The following is an 18,811-nucleotide window of genomic DNA, read 5'->3' on the forward strand; positions in this document are numbered from 1 at the left end:
GCGCGGACACGCGTCCACCGGCTTTCCGTCGGCAGGTCCGGCGCCGGTGACAACGGGAAGGACGCTCATGCGCACCTCACGAATTCTGTCGGGCTTCACCCGCCGCTCCGTGGGCAGTATCGCTCTCGCGACGGTCGCCGTCGTGTCGCTCGCGGCGTGCGGTGGCGGCGGATCGGACCCCCTGTCCGGCGGCGGCGAAGGCTCCGGTGACGACCCGAACGCGATCATCGTGGGATCGGCGAACTTCCCCGAATCCGAGACGGTGGCGAACATCTACACCGAGGTGCTCCGCGCCAACGGGTTCGACGTGACGACGAAGTTCAACATCGGCTCCCGTGAGGCCTACATTCCCGCACTGAAGGACGGGTCGATCGACGTCATCCCCGATTACACGGGCAACCTCCTGCAGTATCTCGACCCGGATTCCACCGCCACGAGCGCCGCCGACGTCGACGCGGCGCTGCCTGCCGCGCTGGGCTCGGAACTGACGATCACCACCCCGGCCCCCGCGGAGGACAAGGACGCCGTCGTCGTCACGAAGGAGACGGCGCAGCGCTGGAACCTCACCTCCATCGCGGATCTGGCGGCACACTCGAACGAGGTGAAGTTCGGCGCACCGGCCGAATTCCAGGAACGTCCCGGTGGCCTGCCCGGCCTGAAGGCCAAGTACGGCCTCGACATCACGCCCGACAACTTCGTCCCGATCGCCGACGGCGGCGGTCCGGCCACGGTGGACGCTCTCGCGTCGGGACAGATCACGGCCGCCGACATCTTCACCACGTCTCCGGCGATCGCAGAGAACGGTTTCGTGGTGCTCGCGGACCCACTGAACAACTTCGCGGCGCAGAACGTCGTCCCGGTGTTGCGCACCACCAAGTCCTCCGACAAGCTGACCCGCGCCCTCGACGCTCTGTCCGCGAAGCTGACCACCGAAGAGCTTGTCGCGCTCAACAATTCCGTCTCGGGTGATGCGAAGACCGAGCCGGCGGCGGCCGCGAAGCAGTGGGTGACGGACCAGGGGCTCGACAAGCCGGTCTCGTGAGGAGGCTGCCGTGATCACATTCTCGGGAGTCACCAAGCAGTACCCGGACGGCACGACGGCGGTCGACGGCCTCGACCTGCAGATCGAGGCCGAATCGTTCACGGTCTTCGTGGGGCCGTCCGGCTGCGGCAAGACCACGTCGATGCGGATGATCAACCGGATGATCACCCCAACCACTGGGACCATCACGGTCGACGGCCGCGACATAGCCCGGACCGACGCGGTGAAGCTTCGCCTCGGCATCGGCTACGTGATCCAGAGCGCGGGACTGTTGCCGCACCGCACGGTGGTCGACAACGTCGCGACCGTGCCGGTGCTGCGCGGCGACTCGAGGCGCAACGCCCGCAAGGCCGCGTTGGCGGTGCTCGAACGCGTCGGACTCGACCCGGCGCTGGCCTCCCGCTATCCCGGCCAGCTCTCCGGCGGCCAGCAACAACGCGTCGGGGTCGCCCGGGCGCTGGCCGCCGATCCGCCGATCCTGCTGATGGACGAACCGTTCAGCGCCGTCGATCCCGTTGTCCGCGAAGATCTGCAGGCCGAGATGCAGCGGCTGCAGGCCGACATGCGCAAGACGATCGTGTTCGTCACCCACGACATCGACGAGGCCGTCAAACTCGGTGACCGGGTGGCGGTCTTCGGGCCGGGCGGCCGGTTGCAGCAGTACGACGCACCCGACACGGTGCTGTCGGCGCCCGCCACCGATTTCGTCGCCTCGTTCGTGGGTCGTGACCGCGGGTACCGGGGGCTGTCGTTCCGGACGGCAGATCAGGTTCCGCTGCACACCCTGCGGACGGCGACCGAGAACGAATTGCCCGGGCTGCGCCTCGAACAGGGTGAATGGGTCCTCGTCGTCACCGACGCGGGCGTGCCGCGGGGGTGGATCGACGTCACCGGCGTCGAGGGGGCGCGGGCCGGTCGGCCCGTCTCCGAATGCACTGCGGCGGGCGGATCGCTCTTCACCCCCGGTGCCGACCTGCGGCAGGCACTGGACGCGGCGATCTCCTCGCCGTCGGGCATCGGGGTGGCCATCGACGCGGACGGTGCGGTCTCGGGCGGCATCCTCGGCTCCGAAGTGATCGCGAAGCTGGCCGAGCAGCGGGCGGCGGAGGACCGCGCGCGGGGTGAGCACTATTTCACCGCCCAGCAGGCGACCCCGGACGGGCCGTGATCGCGTGCGCTGGCTCATCGACAACTTCTCGGTCGTCGTCGACCTGACGAAGACCCATCTCTATCTCGCACTGGTTCCGCTGCTGATCGGGTTGCTCATCGCGGTTCCGGTGGGCACGGCGATCCGGGGTGCTTCCTGGCTGCGAAAGATCACGCTGATCGTGGCGGGCATCGCGTTCACGATCCCGTCGCTGGCACTGTTCGTGACGATCCCCTCCGTCTTCGGACTGCAGATCCTGGACCCGCTCAATGTGGTGATCGCGCTGACGATCTACTCCACGGCACTGCTCATCCGCGCCGTTCCCGAGGCTCTCGACTCCGTTCCCGCGGACGTCGTCGACTCCGCCACCGCGATGGGTTTCACGCGCCTCCGCCGGGCGCTGACCGTCGAATTGCCGCTCGCACTGCCCGTTCTCATTGCGAACGTCCGAGTGGTGGCGGTGACCAACATCTCGCTGGTGTCGGTGGGTTCGCTGATCGGGATCGGCGGCCTCGGCACCCTGTTCACGCAGGGCTACCAGCGGGACTACCCCGATCAGATCCTGGCGGGGATCATCTCGATCGTCGTGCTGGCCCTCGCGTTCGACCTGCTGCTGTTCCTCGTCGGCCGGGCACTGACACCGTGGACCCGGCAGCAGAGGGTCCGGCGCGCACCGCTGGTCGCGGGACAGTCGACGGCCCCCGCGCCGGAGGAGGCTTCGTGAACATCTTCGGCGGCGCGTGGGAGTACATCGTCGACCCGGGTAACTGGTCGGGCAGCACCGGAATCGGCGCCCGCATCCTCGAACACCTCTGGTACAGCTTTCTGGCGGTCACACTGTCCGCGGTGGTGGCGGTGCCGATCGGTCTGATCATCGGACATCTGCGCAAGGGTGACGTGGTCGTGGTCGGTCTCGTCAACGCACTTCGGTCGCTGCCGACGCTGGGCCTGCTGACGTTCCTGGTGCTCCTGCTCGGGCTGGGTCTGATCCCACCGATCCTGGCCCTGGTGATCCTCGGGATCCCGCCGGTCCTCGCGGGCACGTATGCGGGTGTCGCGAATGTCGACCGGACGGTCGTGGACGCCGCCCGCGCGATGGGGATGACCGAATGGCAGGTCCTCACGAGGGTCGAGGCCCCGAATGCGCTGCCGCTCATGCTCGGCGGGCTGCGCAACGCCACCCTGCAGATCATCGCGACCGCAACGGTGGCCGCGTACGTCAACCTCGGCGGCCTGGGCCGCTACATCTTCGACGGACTGGCCCTGCGCCAGTACGACCGGGTGCTCGTCGGCGCGCTGCTGGTGACGATTCTGGCTCTCGTCGTGGACGGGTTGCTCGCGCTGGCGGTGTGGGCGTCCGTTCCGGGAACCGGCCGCCTGCGACGGAATCCGAGCGCCGAACAGATCGCCGAGCGCGCGTCGTAACGAGTTCTCCCACAACGGCAAACACCCCGACACCGGAACCGTGGGTGCGGGTTCCGGATCGGGGTGCTCGACGGATTCTCGCTAGCCGGTGACGCCTTCTGCGCGAGCAGCGGCGGCGACTGCCTCCGCGACAGCGGGGGCGACGCGAGGATCGAGCGGGCTGGGAACGATCTTGTCTACAGCCAGCTCGTCACCGACGACCGAGAGGATTGCCTCGGCGGCGGCGAGTTTCATGCCTTCGGTGATGCGCCGGGCGCCGGCGTCGAGCGCACCCTTGAACACACCGGGGAAGGCGAGCACATTGTTGATCTGGTTCGGGAAATCCGAGCGTCCGGTGGCGACGATCGCCGCGTGCTTGCGGGCGACGTCGGGGTGGATCTCCGGGTCCGGGTTCGACAGTGCGAAGACGATGGAGTTCTCCGCCATGGTCGCGATGAGCTCTTCCGGGACGGTGCCCGCGGAGACACCGAGGAACACGTCCGCGCCGTCGAGGGCTTCGACGACGCCGCCGCGGCGGGCGGCCGGGTTGGTGCGGGCGGCCAGGTCGACCTTGATCTCGTTGAGGTCGGTGCGGTCGGCCGAGACGATGCCCTTCGAGTCCAGGACCGTCACGTCCGCGATGCCGGCGGCGAGCAGGATGTTCGCGCAGGCGACGCCGGCGGCGCCGGCACCGGAGATGACGACCCGGAGGTCGTGGAGGTCGCGGTCCTGGACCTTGACCGCGCCCTTGAGGGCGGCGAGGACGACGATGGCGGTGCCGTGCTGGTCGTCGTGCATGACCGGGCAGTCCAGGGCCTCGATGACGCGCTGTTCGATTTCGAAGCAGCGGGGCGCGGAGATGTCCTCGAGGTTGACGGCACCGAAGCTCGGGCGCAGCCGGATCAGGGTCTCGACGATCTCGTCGGGGTCCTTGGTGTCGAGGACCAGCGGGATCGAGTTCAGGCCCGCGAAGTTCTTGAACAGCGCGGACTTGCCTTCCATCACGGGAAGGGAGGCGCGCGGGCCGATGTCCCCGAGGCCGAGGACCGCGGAGCCGTCGGAGACGACGACCACGAGGCGGTTGGTCCAGGTGTAGCGGTCGGCGAGGGTCTCGTCGGCGTGGATGGCGCGGGAGACCTGCGCGACACCGGGCGTGTAAGCGATGGACAGGGCGCGCTGGGAGTCGAGGGGAGCGGTGGTCTCGACCGAGAGCTTGCCGCCGAGATGGCCGGCGAAGATCTCCTCGTCGGTCAGTTCGACCTTCTGCGGTGTGGTGGGTTCGGACACGATGGACACGATGACACTCCTGATAAGTCCAGGCTCACTCGGGGCCGGGTTACTGAGAAGTAACCGTAGGGATCGGCGCTGATCCTCACAGTTACTCCACGAACGACAACTGGGGTGAAGCTTCCGGGGTGCGCGATCACGATGGCCGCAGAACGTCCGAAGCGTCATGGCACTGGGCGGGTGAGCCCCTGGCAACGCTGCCATAAAAACCCCCGCCGAAGGGCGGTGGCGCCGACGTCGGAGTGGTGCTAAGTCTGGCACGAATATCGATGCACAATCAAATTGCCACGACAGTCAGATGTCTCACGTTTTCGGGCCTCTACCTGTGAGAATAAGTTACCGGCGGGTCACTGTGAGGGCCGGTTTCAGATATCGGGCCGAGCGTTCCTCAACCCCACCACTGGGTGGCCAGCAGAAGTGCCGCCGCGGCGAGGACGGCCACGGACGCGACCACGGCGGCGAACCCGTCGCGGCGGTCCGCAATCCGCTGCGCGACGATCACGAACACGGACGCGACCACGTGCGCGGTGATCGAGACCGCCCCGGGGCCCGGGAAGCCCCGGCCCCCGCCGACGTAGGCGGAGCCGATCACGACGAGACAGAGGATCACCACACCGGCGGCGACGGCGCCGCTGAGGGCGCGCAGCGCGCGGACCGGAAGCGGGTTGCGTCGCGGTTCGGTGGCCGCCACCGTCCTCGGGACGGCGGGAGCGTACGGGTCGTATCGCTCGGACTCGTGCGTGTTCATGCCGAGACCACCTGCACCCCGGATGCTTTCGACACGAGGGTGTCGAACTCGTCGGCGTCCGTTGTGAACTCGCCGAGCCGAATGGCTTTGTTCGTCCCGTGGTAGTCGGAGGAGCCGGTGACGACCAGACCGAGCTCGTCGGCGAGGGCCTGCAGCACCCGCGCGTCTTCCGGCGAATGGTCGGGGTGATGCACCTCGAGCCCGTGCAGACCGGCTCCCGCCAGGTCACGGACGTGATCGAGCGACAGCAGCCGCCCCCTCGTGCGGGCCCTTCCGTGGGCGAGGACGCTCACTCCCCCGGCCTCCGCCACCAGTTGCACGGCCTCGTCGAGCGGGGTGTCCGATTTGTCGACGAAGTACCGGCCGCGCGGGGCCAGCAGGTCCACGAACGCCTCACCGACGCTGCCGACCACGCCGGCACGCATCAGAGCCCTCGCCAGGTGCGGGCGCCCGGCCGCCGGTCCCGCTTCCGCGAGCACCTCGTCGGCGTCGATGGGGAGACCGTCCTCCATCATCAGCTCGGCCATGGCGCGGATCCGGACGATCCGCTCGTTCCGCAGGCGTTCTCGTTCCCGCGCGAACGCCGCGTGCGCGGGATCGAACAGGTAGGCGAGGAGGTGCACGGCGACCGGGCGTCCGTCCTCACCCCGCCCCTCGCAGGACATCTCCATGCCCCGCACCAGCCCGAGCCCCGCAGGCAGCGCCGCGACCGCTTCGGCCCACCCCGCGGTCGTGTCGTGATCGGTGATCGCCACGATGTCGAGTCCCGCCGCCCCCGCGGCGCGCACCAGGTCCGCCGGGCTGTCGGTTCCGTCGGAGGCCGTCGAATGGGTGTGGAGATCGATGAGCACCAGACCAGTCTGTCAGGTGTCGCCGCACGGGGTCCGAGCGTGCGGCCCGGAAGCCTGGCGTGTCGTGCGACGCCGCCCGGCCCGGACCCGGTGCTGACGTACGATTCACCGGCAGCGTTTCCGACTCGACGGTGAAGGAGGGCCCCGTGCCGTCTGTGCCCTCGCTCCCCCGGCGCGGCAGCGACAAGGATCAGCGCGACGGCGAGAAGGACCCGGGTTCCAGGATCCGCATCCCGACCGCGCGGGCCATCGTGGACTGCGGGGTGTACGTCGACGGCACGAGGCTTCCCGGTAAGTACACGCATCAGGCTGCGATGGCCGAGGTCCGCAAGCGGGGTCAGGGGTTCGTGTGGCTCGGGCTGCTCGCTCCCGACGAGGGCCAGATGGAGAGCGTGTCCGAGACGTTCGGGCTGCACGAGCTGATGGTCGAGGACGCCGTCCACGCCCACCAGCGGCCGAAGCTCGAACGCTACGACGACGTGCTGTTCCTGGTGCTGCGGACGGTCAACTATGTGCCGCACGAGTCGGTGGCCACTGCCAGTGAGATCGTCGAGACCGGCGAGATCATGGTCTTCGTAGGAGCCGACTTCGTCATCACCGTGCGGCACGGTGACCATTCCCCGCTGTCGAACGTCCGGCACGCGCTGGAGGCGAACGGGGAGCGGCTCGCTCTCGGCCCGTACGCGGTGCTGCACGCGGTCGCGGACCACGTGGTGGACACGTACCTCGAGGTCACCCAGGCCATCGAGGAAGACGTCGACAGCATGGAGGAGGCGGTGTTCAGTCCGCGCAGCAGCGTTGCGGTCGAACACATCTACCTGCTCAAGCGTGAGATCGTCGAACTCCGCAAGTCGGTGAACCCGCTGTCGAATCCGTTGCTCCGGCTGACGCGGTCACCGGGCAATCCGGTGCCGAAGGAGATCCGCCGCTACTTCCGCGACGTCCTCGACCACCACACCACCGTCGCCGAGCGGATCGCCGAATACGACGAGGTGCTCAGCTCACTCGTCGATGCCGCCCTGGCGAAGGTCGCCGTGCAGCAGAACACCGACATGCGCAAGATCTCGGCGTGGGTGGCGATCGCGGCCGTGCCGACGATGATCGCGGGCATCTACGGCATGAACTTCGACAACATGCCCGAACTCCACTGGCAGTACGGCTATCACGGCGTGGTGTTCGTGATCGCGTCGGTGGCGGTGGGCCTGTTCGTCACGTTCCGCCGGAACAACTGGCTCTAGAGCGACGCGGCGCCGCGGTGCGGATCGCGCACGTCGATGCCCGCCTCCGCCCACGCCTCACGCAGGGCGCCGGCGCCGCGCAACCGGACCCACGCCGCCTCGGTGCCGGTGAGCGGAACGACCGCGAGGAACCGCACGGCCTCCGCGGGTTCGGGCAGCGGCAGGTCGGGGATCGTCGACTCACCGAGCAGCACGGCGGTGAACGGCGCGTCCTTCCACAGCGGCTCTCCCAGGTCGAGCAGCGCGTCCTCCACGAGAACGACACCTTCCACCGACGGCGCCGCCGCCAGCACCGCCAGGGTGCGCGCGACTCCCGACGCCACCCCGGCGCCGCCGCGCAGGGTGAGGATCAGTTCGGCGCGGGGGCCGCGGAGAGCGTCGGCCACCAGTTCGCCGGGGTCACTCATCGGGTGCCGGGAGCATCCCAGGGTCACGTAACGGACCAGATCCTCGTCGTCGGGTGCGAACCGCAGCACGTCCAGCGGTTCGACGCCCAGGAACGTCACCGATGCCGCAGTCGGCTCCGGTCCCCCGATCTGCCCCAGCAGGTGCGCGCGAACGGAGGCCACAACGCTGTCAGTCACCCCGCCATCAAACCACCGAACCCGCTCACCCGTCCTCCGGCCTCTCGAGCCGGTAGCGTCGGAGCATGGTCTCGGTACTCGCAGTGTCCGACGAGACGATCGAGTCGCTGTGGAGTTCGCAGGTGCGCGCCATGGACGTCGACCTGATCCTCGGTGCGGGCGACCTCCCGTTCGACTATCTGGAATACCTGATCGACGCCCTCGACGCGCCGTGTGTCTTCGTGCCGGGCAACCACGACGCCGACCTGTCCGGCTATTCCGCGGGACGGGTCGGGTGGATGCGGGCGGGACTGCCCTCGGCGTGGCCGGGCCCGTGCGGTGCGGTCAACGCGGACGGCCGGATCGTGCGGATCGCGGGCCTGCGCATCGCCGGCCTCGGCGGATCCATCCGCTACAACGACGGCCCCAATCAGTGGACCGAGCGGCAGCAGCGGCGGCGGGCGCGCAACCTGGCGCTGACGAGCGCGTGGCACGCGCGCCGCTCCGGGGTGTCCGGCGTCGACGTGCTGCTCACGCACAGCCCACCGCGGGGAGTCGGCGACCAGGAGGATCCGCCGCACCGGGGTTTCGAATGCTTCGAGAACCTGGCGGGCAGGTTGCAGGCCCGCGTCATGATCCACGGGCACGTCCACCCGTATGGCCGGGCGGCCGAGGACCGCACGCTCGGTGCGACGACGGTCATCAACACGGTGGGATTCACCCTGATGGAGTTGTCGCCGGGCGCCGAACCGAGCATCGTCAGGCGCCGGCATGGCACGTGACACCGGGTTCCCCGCCGCCGACGCCGAGAACGACTTCACCCGCCAGCGTCGTCGCGCCGAATTGTCGCGCCTGGTCAGCTGGCTGCGCCGCGAACCGGACGACGTCAACGAGATCCTGCCGTTCGACGAGGTGGTCGCGGCCGTCGGCCGGGTCGGGGAACGGTCGCTCGGCCTGCAGGTGATCCCCGTCAACTCCATCGTCGGCAGCGTCGACCGCACGCGCGACTTCGACCGGTTCTTCCGGCCCACGTCCACCCGGGTGCGCGAGCGCTGGCAGCGGCTGGCGGCCGCGCAGCGCCGGGGCGAATCGGTGCCACCGATCCAGGTGTACCGGATCGGGTCGATGCACTTCGTCAGCGACGGCCACCACCGCGTCTCCATCGCGTACGCGATGCATTGGAGCACGATCGACGCCTACGTCACCGAGATCCAGACGAAGATCTCCCCGGACGGAATCGCGCAGCGCGGCGACCTGGTCATCAAGGACCACCGCCGGCTGTTCCTCACGCGGGTGCCGTTGAGCGGGCCACAGCGGGCGGCCGTGGTCGTCACCGATCCGTGGGAGTACGCCGAGATCAGCCAGAGCGTCGAGGCCTGGGGGTTCCGGCTCATGCAGGAGATGGGTGAATTCCTCAGCCGTGAGACCGTGGCCCGGCGCTGGTTCGGTGAGGAGTACCTGCCGGTGGTGCGGATGCTGCGGGCGGCCGGGATGCTGCCCGACCACACCGACGCCGAGGCCTACCTGTGGGTGGCACGCGAGCGGTACCGCCTCGTGCGCCGGCATGTCTGGAACGACGAGATCATCGCCGAGCTCAGCCACCTCGCACCGCGGAGGCACAAACCGGCTAGCTCATCAACTACCCGGTCCTGAAGGACGCGGGTTTGCTGCTCACGTTCTCACTGGCTGTGAGAGGGGTGGCTGCTTTAGGCACGGTTGATTGGGCGGCCCGGTAGTTGTCGTGCCCGAGTGCGGCAATGTTGGCGGCGGCGTTATGGTCCGCGTGACCGGTCCATCCGCAGCCGCGGCACCGGAACAGTGCTTGACTGTGCCTGTTCGCGGTGTCGCAGTGCCCGCAGAGGTGGCACGTCTTACTGGTATTGCGAGGGTTGATCACCTGCACCGGCACCCCTGCCGCGTGCGCCTCATCGGTGATCTGGTCGCGCAGTTGCGCGTATGCCCAGGAGTGCAATTGTTGCCGTTGTCTGCGTGCGAGCCGTACCCGGTCCCGGATTCCCGACAGGTCTTCTACCGCGATTCCTTGACCGGTGCGTTGCGCCTGGGCAACAATCCTTTTCGAGAGTTGATGATTGATGTCGGTGGCGTACCGAGTCTCCTTCCTCCGCCGTTTCTTCAGTTTCCGCTTCGCGGACCTGGTCCCCACCTTCTGCAGCGCGGACCGGATGGTTCCGTTCTTTTTCCGGCGGGCGGTGACCGCACCACCGGACCACCGGACGTCGAGTTCGGCCGGGTCGTCTGCGGTGGTCACAGCCAGGTTCACGATCCCCAAGTCCACACCCAGCCACCCGGCGGGGTCGTCGGCGGGGACCAGCTGCTGCGGTGCGCCGGTGTCGACGATTGCATGCAGGTAGAAACATCCGTCCCGGAAAATCAGATCCGACTCGCCTGTGCGGTCGGCGAGCATTGTCAGCTGCCACGGCGCGCACACGAATCCGACGTTGCGCATCCGGCCCGCGCTCGTCCAGATCGACACCGTCGATCGATCGATCTGCCACGACAAGCACCGATCGTCGAACGGTTGGCCCGCGTCCTGACGGAACACGACCGCCTTACCCGCCACCTTCGCATACCGTGTCGATCCCGGCGTGCCGTAATTCCCGTTAAGCAGGTTCGCTGTCCGGGTCGCGTACGCATCCGCCACCTTCTTGATGACCCGGATCGCCGGTTGCGCCGACAACCCGCACGCCTTGAGCTGGGCATAGACCCGCTTTTGCAGCGCGAACGGGCGCCGATCAGCGGCGGTGTGCGCGAGCTGCGCAACCATGTTCGCCCCCGCATTGCACAACTCCAGTGTCGATTTCAGCGCCACATACTGCTCCGGGGTGGGAGCCAGCTTCACGACAACGATCCGCTTCACACCCTGCGCCTTTCCGTTCACCGACCCGATGCGAGCAGATCATGGCAGAGGTGTGTGACAAGTTCGGCGCACGTTGACCGAGTTCACCGGAGACACCGACCACGTCCACCTATTGATCCACTACCCACCTACCGTGCAACTCTCCACCCTGGTCAACAGCCTCAAGGGCGTCTCCGCTCGATACCTGCGCCAAGAGTTCCCCGACCACATCCGGAAATACCTGTGGGGCAATCACTTCTGGTCACCGTCCTATTTCGCCGCCTCCGCAGGCGGAGCCCCACTCGCCATCGTCGCCGAGTACATCACCAACCAACAACGACCCGAACCCACGAAAGAAAGCGACCCCGCTACGCGCGATCGCGCAGTACAGAATCAGCTTCCTCCCGGCCCTGAAGGGCCACGCTTCCTCTGATTAATCCGGTGAACCGCACGGCGCGTTCGGTCGCCTCGGGGTGAGCGAACTTCAGCAGTCGCCTGCCCTCCGCCTCGATCGCGGTGCGGTGCGTCTTCGCGATCGTCGCCAGCGGCTCCACGTCGAGTACCGCACGGGACTTCTCGACCACCGTCGTGGTGAACGCCGCGACCCTGCCGTTCACGAGCACGGCCGGTTTGACGATGCCGTTCTGCGTGAAGATCTTCTTCCGCACGTCGTCGTCGACGAGGCGCCCGCGGTCCGCGTGCGAGAGCAGCACGTTGTCGAACGGCGCGAGGATGCGGACAGACGCAGGGGTGTTCGGGTCCGGCCGGGGCGCGTCGGGAAGGTCGAACAGTTCCGGCCCCGACTCCCCCGCGAACACCCGGAGCCCGGGCCGCAGCCGGTCCAGGACCTCGCCGAGCCGGGTCAGCCCCGACCAGGCCTGGGCGTCCCGCGCGCTCGCCGGGCCGAACGCGGCGAGGTAGCGAAGGAGCATCGTGTCGATGGACGGCGCGGCGGAGAGCGGGCGGCCCACCCACGACTCCAGCGTCGCCAGCGCCGGCTGCCCCGACCTGCCCCACAGCCCGCGCGGCGGCACCTGGACCATCGGGACCAGTCCCCGCACCCCGTGGGCGAGCGCGGCACCGTCACGCCCGGGGAACCGCTGCTCGAGCAGCGACCGCATCTGCGACTGGGTGCGGGGTTTCTCGCGCACCAGTTCGCGTCCCGCGGCCGCGAGCGCGTCGAGGTCGATTCCGTCGAGACTCGACCGGTGCTGCGTGTTCGTGTGGAGGTCCCGGTCGAGCAGCGGTTGCGCCAGCGGACGGAACGAGAGGGCGTCGGGCGCGGACAACGCGAACACCGTCCCGCGCATCGCGACGATCCGCACCACCGCGCGGTTCTCGACGAGATCCGACAGCGACTCGGCGCGAAACCGCCTGAGCCGCGCCCACAGCGCGAAGTACGGCGAGGCCGGCGCCTGCGCCTGCAGTCCGCAGAGGTGCTCGATCATGTCGAGCGGGGACAGTTCCGAACGGCTCAGCAGCGATTGCCTGGCCAGCGTCGCCCGGCCCAGCGCTCGATTCGACATGCGTTCAGACCCCACCGTGCACCCCTTCGTTAGTTAGCCCCAGTACCGTATTGGTGTACGCCCGTTCACCGACCCCTGCAGGAGGACCCCCATGGCCGCCGGACCGACAACCGCCGCCAGGGCTCTCCTGCCCGTCATGTGCTTCGTCGTGATGATTGTCGCCGTTCTGCAGACACTGGTGGTACCGATCGTCGGGACCATCGGCGCGCAACTCGACGTCGGCCCCACCGCCGTCGGCTGGCTCCTCACCGCGAACCTCCTCGCAGCCGCCACCGCGACACCCGTCCTCGGCCGCCTCGCCGACCTCCGCGGCAAACGACCCGTCCTGCTCGGGGTGCTCATGGTCGTGCTGCTCGGCTCCCTGATCGGTGCGGTGTCGACGTCCGTGGGGGTGCTGATCTTCGCCCGTGTGCTCCAGGGTGTGTCGTTCGCGCTGTTCCCCATCGGCATCGCGGTGCTGCGCGACGAACTTCCGGCCGAGAGGCTGACCGGGGCGATGGGGATCTTCTCCGGCACTCTCGGTTTCGGCGGATGTTTCGGCATCGTCCTCACCGGTGTGCTGGTCTCCGACGGCGCCGACTTCCACCGCGTCTTCTGGCTGTCCTCGGCCATCACCGCGGCGGGACTCGTCCTCGCCTGGATCGCCATCCCCCGCCGCCCCCGCGCAGGCACGGGTTCCATCGACTGGGTCGGCGCTGTCGGTCTCGCCGCCGGCCTGGTCCTCGTCCTGCTCCCGCTCGCCGAGGGCGGCACCTGGGGCTGGACGTCGCCCGTCACAATCGCCAGCGGAGTCGCCGGGATCCTGGTTCTGATCGGCTGGTTCCTCTTCGAACGCCGGATCACCGATCCACTCGTCGCGCCTCGGCTGCTGACCAACCCACCCGTTCTGGTCACCCATCTGTCCGCCCTGGTGGTGGGCATGTCGATGTTCGTGATGTTCCTGGGCAGCTCGTACTTCGTCCAGACGCCGCGCGCGGTCGCCGGGTACGGCTTCGGGGCCACCGTCCTCGAGGCCAGCACCGTATATCTGCTGCCGGGCGCGATCAGCGGCGTCCTCGCGTCGATCCTGAGCGGAAGACTGATCCACCGCTTCGGTTCCCGCGCCGTCCTGATCGCCGCGAGCGTCGTCGGGGTGAGCGGTTTCGTCGTGTTCGTCTTCGCCCACGACCGCACGTGGGAAGTCATTGCGGCGATCGTGCTGATCAACACGTACATCAGCCTCGCCTACGCGTCGCTGCCGTCGCTGCTCGTGGCCGAGGTCCGGCAGGACGAGACCGGCGTCGCGAACAGCATCAACTCGATCGCCCGGTCCGTGGGCAGCTCGGTCGCCAGCGCGCTGCTCGCGACCCTGCTCGCCGGGATCACCCTCCCCGGGACCGACGTCCCGACCGAATCGGCGTACGTGATCGCGTTCGTCGTCGGTGCGACCGCCGCCGCCCTCGCCGGACTGCTGCCGTTCTTCGGGATCACCCGCACCACCCGCACCCCGTCCGATGAGGAGGAGGACGAGGTCCACGCGACCGCCCTCGCGGCCGAGTGGGGCACGGTCGGCGGCCTCGGCGGGGCGAACACCCGCGGTTCGGGTGAGCGCCACGCCCCGGTCAGAGGGTGAGGTTCGCCCCCGAGTCCTGATCGAACAGGGCGATCTTCGCCCGGTCGAACCACAGTTCCACCGGCCTGCCGTGCGCCGCGGACGATTCGGTCGACAACCGGGCGACCAGCTGCCCGCCGCCCGCGACCGCGGTACCCGAGTCGGCGGCGAGTTCCTCGAGTTCCCGGGACGTCACCTGCGGACCCTCGGCCGTGAAATAGGCGTACTTGTCCGAACCCATCGACTCGAGCACCTCGACGTTGGCCGTGAACGTGGCACCGGCCGCCCGCTGTCCCTCGTCGACGAGCGCCACGTCCTCGAAGTGCTCGGGACGGATCCCGACGACGACGTCCTTCGCCGTGTTCGACGACCCGATCTTGTCGCGCGTCTCCGGGGGCAGCCCGAACTCGCCGAGCGGCGTCGACACCCCGTCGGCGGTGAGCTGTCCCGGGAAGAAGTTCATCGACGGCGAGCCGATGAAACCCGCGACGAACAGGTTGTTCGGGTGGTCGTACAGATCCTGCGGCGCCCCGATCTGCTGAACCACGCCGCCGCGCAGCACCACCACCCGGTCGCCGAGCGTCATCGCCTCGGTCTGATCGTGCGTGACGTAGACCGTGGTGGTGCCGAGTCGCTGTTGCAGCCGGGCGATCTCGGTGCGCATCTGGACGCGGAGTTTGGCGTCGAGGTTCGACAGCGGCTCGTCCATCAGGAACGCCTTGGGGCTGCGGACGATGGCCCGGCCCATCGCGACCCGCTGCCGCTGACCGCCCGACAGATTGGCGGGTTTGCGGTCGAGGTGCTGGGTGAGGTCGAGGATCTTGGCGGCGTCGTCCACCTTCGCCGCGATGTCCGACTTCGACATCTTCGCCAGGGTGAGCGGGAACGCGATGTTCTGCCGCACCGTCATGTGCGGGTACAGCGCGTACGACTGGAACACCATGGCGATGTCGCGGTCCTTCGGCGCCTTCTCGTTGACCCGCTCCCCCGCGATCCGCAGCTCACCGGACGAGATGTCCTCCAACCCGGCGATCATGTTGAGAGTGGTCGACTTTCCGCAACCGGACGGCCCGACCAGGATGATGAATTCGCCGTCGGCGATCGTGATGTCGACGTCGCTCACCGCCTTGGCGCCGTCCGGGTACAGCTTCGTCACCTTGTCGAGCACGATTTCGGCCACAAAATTATCCCTTCACTGCGCCGGAGGTCAGGCCGGCCACGATGCGTCGTTGGAAGAACAGCACGAAGATGATGATCGGGATCGTGATCACCATCGCGGCCGCGGCGATCGAGCCCGTCGGCTCCTCGAACTGGGAGGCGCCGGTGAAGTTCGCGATCGCGGCAGGCGCGGTGATGGACCGTTCCGTCGAGGTCAGCGAGATCGCGAACAGCAGATCGTTCCAGCAGAAGATGAAGACCAGGATCGCGGCGGTCACGATGCCCGGCGCCGCCAGTGGTGCCACCACCTTCCGGAATGCCTGCGCCGGGGTGGCGCCGTCCATCTTGGCCGCCTTCTCCAGCTCCCACGGGATCTCCTTGAAGAAGGCGGACAGCGTGTAGATGGCCAGCGGAAGCGCGAACGTGATGTACGGCAGGATCAGCCCCGCCCAGGTGTCGAACAGCCCGAGCCTGCGCTCGATGTCGAACAGCGGGCTCACGAGGGAGATCTGCGGGAACATCGCGATCAGCAGCGCCACCCCGACCAGCAGTTTCTTTCCCGGGAAGTCGAGGCGGGCAATGGCGTAGGCGGCCATGGTGCCGATGACGACGGCGATCACCGTGGAGATGAGACCGATGCCGATGGAGTTGATCAGCGCGCTGGTGAACGCGTTGGTCTCGAAGATGCCGCGGTAGTTGTCGAGGGTCCACTTCTGCGGAATGAACTTGCCGTCCTTGATCGTTCCCGCGGGTTTGAACGACAGGCTGGCGATCCACAGCACCGGGACCAGCGCGTACAGCAGGACCAGCAGGTTGACCACGGACCAGCTGATCTTGCGGCGAGGAGTGTCGACGACGGCCATGGTTATCGGTTTCCTTCCGTGTCGGCCCCGGGAGCCGACGCGCCGAAGAGCTTGATGAACACGAACGCGAGCAGCGCGACGCACAGGAAGATGAGGACGCTGATCGCCGAGCCGATACCGAGGTTGAACGCCTTGAACAGGTTGTCGTAACCGAGGATCGACAGCGACCCGGTGTCGTTGGCGCCCTTGGTGAGAACGTAGATGTTGTCGAAGATCCGGAACGCGTCGAGCGTGCGGAACAGCAGCGCCACGAGGATCGCGGGTTTCATCAGAGGCAGGATGATCCGCACCAGCCGCGTCCACGCCCCGGCGCCGTCGACCTGCGCGGCCTTGAGGAGGTCGTCGGGAACGAGGGCGAGCCCGGCGAGCAGCAGCAGCGCCATGAACGGCGTCGTCTTCCACACCTCGGCGAGCACGATGATCGCGAGCGACGGGATCTGCTCGGTCAACGGGGCGCTGCCGTCGGGCAGCAGGTTCGCGAGATACCCGGTTCCCGGCGTCCACGCGTAGTACCAGCTGTACGCGGCGGCGACGGTGACGATGCCGTACGGAATCAGCACCACCGTCCGGACGAGGCCCTTCCCCACCAGCGTCCGGTGCATCACGAGCGCCAGGATCAGGCCCAGGACGAACTCGATCACCACCGACACGACGGTGATGCCCACCGTCACCCAGAACGCCTGCCACCAGTACCCGTCCGTCAGCACCGACACGTAGTTGGCGAGTCCGACGAACTTGCGTTCGTCGGGGAAACGGAGGTCGTAGCGCTGCAGGCTCAGCCACACCGCGTACACGACGGGATAGGCCGTCACCGCGATCATGAGGATCGCGGCGGGGGCCACCAACCACAACCCCAGCCGGCGTTCGGCCCGCTTCCCCTCCGAGATCTGGCCCTTGGAGGCGACTTTCGGCTCCTCGCCCCGGTCCGCCTGCACGGTTTCGGTCGTCACGGGATCAGCCCTTCCGAGTTGACCGCCTTGCGGACCTGTTCGGCGAGTTCGTCGACGGTCCGCGGCGGGTCGATGTCACCGACCGGATTCAACGTGGCGGTGATCAGGGTCGAAATGCTCTGGTACGCCGGAGACACCGGGCGGACGGACGCGGTGTCGAGGCTCTCCCGCACCTCACGCCACGCGGGGTACGCCTCCTGGAACGCCGGGTCGTCGTACAGGCTCGCCAGCGTCGGCGGCACACCGCCGTTGACGGCGTTGTTGCGCTGGTTCTCCTCGTTCCGCAGGCAGGACACCGCCTCGAACGCCAGGTCCGGGTGCTGGCTCGTCTTCGCGACCGCGACGTTGAATCCGCCGATCGTCACCTCGGCGGGCCGGCCGGGGATCACCGACGGGTACGGCGCAGGCAGGAAGTTCTGCTGACCGTCGACCGTGAGCACCGTGTTGCCGGTGTCCACGGACGTCGGGTTGCCCTTGTCGTCGATGAACGGGAGGTCGCCCTTCTCGGCGTTTTCGATCATGCCCGGCAACACGAACGGCCAATTGACCTCGAACGCGGCCTTTCCGCTCTCCATCCCGAGCCGGGACGACGCCTCGTCGCCCTGGGAAACCGACGGGTCGGCACCCTTCGCGGTGGCGACCCGCTTCATGACCTCGAGCGCCTGCAGGGCGGCGTCACCGTCCGCGACCGTCACGGTGGTCCCGTCGTCGGCGACGACGGACCCGCCCGCACTCGCGAGCAGGGTGTTGAACCACACCATCAGGCCCTCGTACTGCTTGCCCTGCACCCCGATCCAGCTGGGGCGGCCCTCCGCGGCGAGCCCCTCCGCGATGTCGATCATCTGATTCCACGTCTGCGGCGGCTGCCCGTCCGGCATGAGGTCCTTGCGGTACCAGAGCAACTGGGTGTTGGTGTTCAGCGGTGCGGCGTACAGCTGGTCCTGCCACTTGGCCGATTCGAGCGGGCCTTCGAGCGTGCCCTCGGTGACCTCGGCCGCGATGCCGGGTGGGAGCGGCAGCGCCCAGCCCGCCTCGGCGAACTCGGCAGTCCACACCACGTCGAGCGTCATGATGTCGAGTGACGTGTCGTTGCCGGTGAGCCGGCGGGCCAGCTGGAGGCGTTGATCGTCCGCGCCCTTCGGCAGCGTGCGTTGCTCGATGGTGTACCGGCCGCCCGCTGCGGCCGTGCAGTTGGCCGCGGCCTCCGCGTACTGTTCGGCACCGTCGGCGGCGGTGTAGAAACTGAGGACGATGCCGTCTTCGGACGACCCGCACGCGGCCAGCAGGGGAACGGTGAGGACGGTGGCCGCACCGATCAGTCCCCACTTCAGCGAGCGTCCGGGCTTGGTGCGATGCAGCACAGCCGCCTCCTCGAGCGGCCCTCACGGATCCAGTCGCGGTACGGCTGGGCACGCGGGCCCGCACATTGGTTCCTGCCGGAACACGCGCTCCACCGACAGGTCACGGTTTCGGCGAGGGCCGGGGCCCACGCATTGCGCCGTAAACCTATCCGACATCACCGGCGAACCGGGTGAAATCACGGCGAACGTCGCGAATAGGACGCAATCCGTGACCCGACCGCAACC

At 68.2% G+C, this 18,811-nt stretch carries 18 protein-coding genes and 1 pseudogene; 9 read left to right on the forward strand and 10 right to left on the reverse strand.

All coding sequences use genetic code 11. The features are described 5' to 3' along the window. Nucleotides 1-67: 67 nt before the first annotated feature. The 4 genes from CJ179_RS07095 to CJ179_RS07110 are packed head-to-tail and all read left to right on the forward strand — an operon-like array spanning nucleotide 68 to nucleotide 3,614. A complete protein-coding gene (locus CJ179_RS07095) occupies nucleotides 68-1,042 on the forward strand; it encodes an ABC transporter substrate-binding protein (protein ID WP_095860986.1) in 975 nt (324 codons plus the stop codon). Between the two features lie 10 nt (nucleotides 1,043-1,052). After that, the gene (locus tag CJ179_RS07100) at nucleotides 1,053-2,210 is read left to right on the forward strand and encodes an ABC transporter ATP-binding protein (RefSeq protein ID WP_072948307.1); all 1,158 of its coding nucleotides are present in this window, start codon (nucleotides 1,053-1,055) and stop codon (nucleotides 2,208-2,210) included. Between the two features lie 4 nt (nucleotides 2,211-2,214). Next, complete coding sequence (locus tag CJ179_RS07105) at nucleotides 2,215-2,913, forward strand: ABC transporter permease (protein ID WP_072948304.1); 699 nt, start codon at nucleotides 2,215-2,217, stop codon at nucleotides 2,911-2,913. Beyond that, nucleotides 2,910-3,614 carry an ABC transporter permease gene (locus CJ179_RS07110; protein WP_072948302.1) on the forward strand — a complete coding sequence of 235 codons (705 nt, stop codon included), beginning with the start codon at nucleotides 2,910-2,912 and terminating at the stop codon, nucleotides 3,612-3,614. The genes CJ179_RS07105 and CJ179_RS07110 overlap by 4 nt, the downstream gene beginning before the upstream one ends. Before the next feature lie 81 nt (nucleotides 3,615-3,695). Here the strand turns inward: CJ179_RS07110 and CJ179_RS07115 are convergent, their stop codons facing one another. The 3 genes from CJ179_RS07115 to CJ179_RS07125 form a co-directional block, all read right to left on the reverse strand. Beyond that, nucleotides 3,696-4,889, reverse strand: coding sequence for an NADP-dependent malic enzyme (locus CJ179_RS07115; protein WP_095860987.1), 1,194 nt, complete (start codon nucleotides 4,887-4,889; stop codon nucleotides 3,696-3,698). Between the two features lie 379 nt (nucleotides 4,890-5,268). Continuing rightward, complete coding sequence (locus tag CJ179_RS07120) at nucleotides 5,269-5,628, reverse strand: hypothetical protein (protein ID WP_095860988.1); 360 nt, start codon at nucleotides 5,626-5,628, stop codon at nucleotides 5,269-5,271. Next, entirely contained in the window at nucleotides 5,625-6,479 is an 855-nt protein-coding gene (locus CJ179_RS07125; protein ID WP_072948295.1) for a PHP domain-containing protein, read from the reverse strand. The genes CJ179_RS07120 and CJ179_RS07125 overlap by 4 nt, the downstream gene beginning before the upstream one ends. Nucleotides 6,480-6,625: 146 nt before the next feature. Here CJ179_RS07125 and corA point away from each other — a divergent pair, with 146 nt between their 5' ends. Further along, a complete protein-coding gene (corA, locus tag CJ179_RS07130) occupies nucleotides 6,626-7,717 on the forward strand; it encodes a magnesium/cobalt transporter CorA (protein ID WP_072948399.1) in 1,092 nt (363 codons plus the stop codon). Here corA and CJ179_RS07135 read toward each other — a convergent pair. After that, nucleotides 7,714-8,301: a suppressor of fused domain protein gene (locus CJ179_RS07135; protein WP_174705563.1), complete on the reverse strand. Its 588-nt coding sequence runs from the start codon at nucleotides 8,299-8,301 to the stop codon at nucleotides 7,714-7,716. The genes corA and CJ179_RS07135 overlap by 4 nt on opposite strands. Nucleotides 8,302-8,366: 65 nt before the next feature. Between CJ179_RS07135 and CJ179_RS07140 the strand changes: the two genes are divergently transcribed. Beyond that, nucleotides 8,367-9,062, forward strand: a complete 696-nt coding sequence (locus CJ179_RS07140; protein ID WP_015889788.1) for a metallophosphoesterase — start codon at nucleotides 8,367-8,369, stop codon at nucleotides 9,060-9,062. Further along, a complete protein-coding gene (locus CJ179_RS07145; RefSeq protein WP_072948291.1) occupies nucleotides 9,052-9,933 on the forward strand; it encodes a chromosome partitioning protein ParB in 882 nt (293 codons plus the stop codon). The genes CJ179_RS07140 and CJ179_RS07145 overlap by 11 nt, the downstream gene beginning before the upstream one ends. Here the strand turns inward: CJ179_RS07145 and CJ179_RS07150 are convergent. Beyond that, nucleotides 9,920-11,158, reverse strand: coding sequence for an RNA-guided endonuclease TnpB family protein (locus CJ179_RS07150; protein WP_095861083.1), 1,239 nt, complete (start codon nucleotides 11,156-11,158; stop codon nucleotides 9,920-9,922). The two genes, CJ179_RS07145 and CJ179_RS07150, sit on opposite strands and share 14 nt — an antisense overlap. Nucleotides 11,159-11,181: 23 nt before the next feature. On the opposite strand from CJ179_RS07150, the pseudogene tnpA reads away from it, so the two are divergent. Further along, nucleotides 11,182-11,570 (forward strand): annotated as a pseudogene (tnpA, locus tag CJ179_RS07155) (IS200/IS605 family transposase); the annotation flags it as partial. Here tnpA and CJ179_RS07160 read toward each other — a convergent pair. Next, nucleotides 11,506-12,663, reverse strand: a complete 1,158-nt coding sequence (locus CJ179_RS07160; protein WP_257015358.1) for a winged helix DNA-binding domain-containing protein — start codon at nucleotides 12,661-12,663, stop codon at nucleotides 11,506-11,508. The pseudogene tnpA and the gene CJ179_RS07160 overlap by 65 nt on opposite strands. 91 nt (nucleotides 12,664-12,754) lie before the next feature. Between CJ179_RS07160 and CJ179_RS07165 the strand changes: the two genes are divergently transcribed. Continuing rightward, nucleotides 12,755-14,275 carry an MFS transporter gene (locus CJ179_RS07165; RefSeq protein ID WP_095860989.1) on the forward strand — a complete coding sequence of 507 codons (1,521 nt, stop codon included), beginning with the start codon at nucleotides 12,755-12,757 and terminating at the stop codon, nucleotides 14,273-14,275. Here CJ179_RS07165 and CJ179_RS07170 read toward each other — a convergent pair. The 4 genes from CJ179_RS07170 to CJ179_RS07185 are packed head-to-tail and all read right to left on the reverse strand — an operon-like array spanning nucleotide 14,265 to nucleotide 18,586. After that, nucleotides 14,265-15,434 (reverse strand): ABC transporter ATP-binding protein, encoded by a 1,170-nt coding sequence (locus tag CJ179_RS07170; RefSeq protein ID WP_072949595.1) that lies wholly within the window; start codon nucleotides 15,432-15,434, stop codon nucleotides 14,265-14,267. The genes CJ179_RS07165 and CJ179_RS07170 overlap by 11 nt on opposite strands. 4 nt (nucleotides 15,435-15,438) lie before the next feature. Further along, nucleotides 15,439-16,275 carry a carbohydrate ABC transporter permease gene (locus CJ179_RS07175; protein ID WP_072949597.1) on the reverse strand — a complete coding sequence of 279 codons (837 nt, stop codon included), beginning with the start codon at nucleotides 16,273-16,275 and terminating at the stop codon, nucleotides 15,439-15,441. A gap of 2 nt (nucleotides 16,276-16,277) precedes the next feature. After that, complete coding sequence (locus tag CJ179_RS07180) at nucleotides 16,278-17,225, reverse strand: carbohydrate ABC transporter permease (protein WP_072949600.1); 948 nt, start codon at nucleotides 17,223-17,225, stop codon at nucleotides 16,278-16,280. After that, complete coding sequence (locus CJ179_RS07185; RefSeq protein WP_179377530.1) at nucleotides 17,222-18,586, reverse strand: ABC transporter substrate-binding protein; 1,365 nt, start codon at nucleotides 18,584-18,586, stop codon at nucleotides 17,222-17,224. Before CJ179_RS07185 ends, CJ179_RS07180 begins: the two co-directional genes overlap by 4 nt. Nucleotides 18,587-18,811 lie beyond the last annotated feature (225 nt).

Origin of the sequence: Rhodococcus sp. ACS1 (assembly GCF_002300155.1) — a bacterium.
In the GTDB taxonomy this organism is placed as follows: Bacteria; Actinomycetota; Actinomycetes; order Mycobacteriales; family Mycobacteriaceae; genus Rhodococcus_F; species Rhodococcus_F koreensis.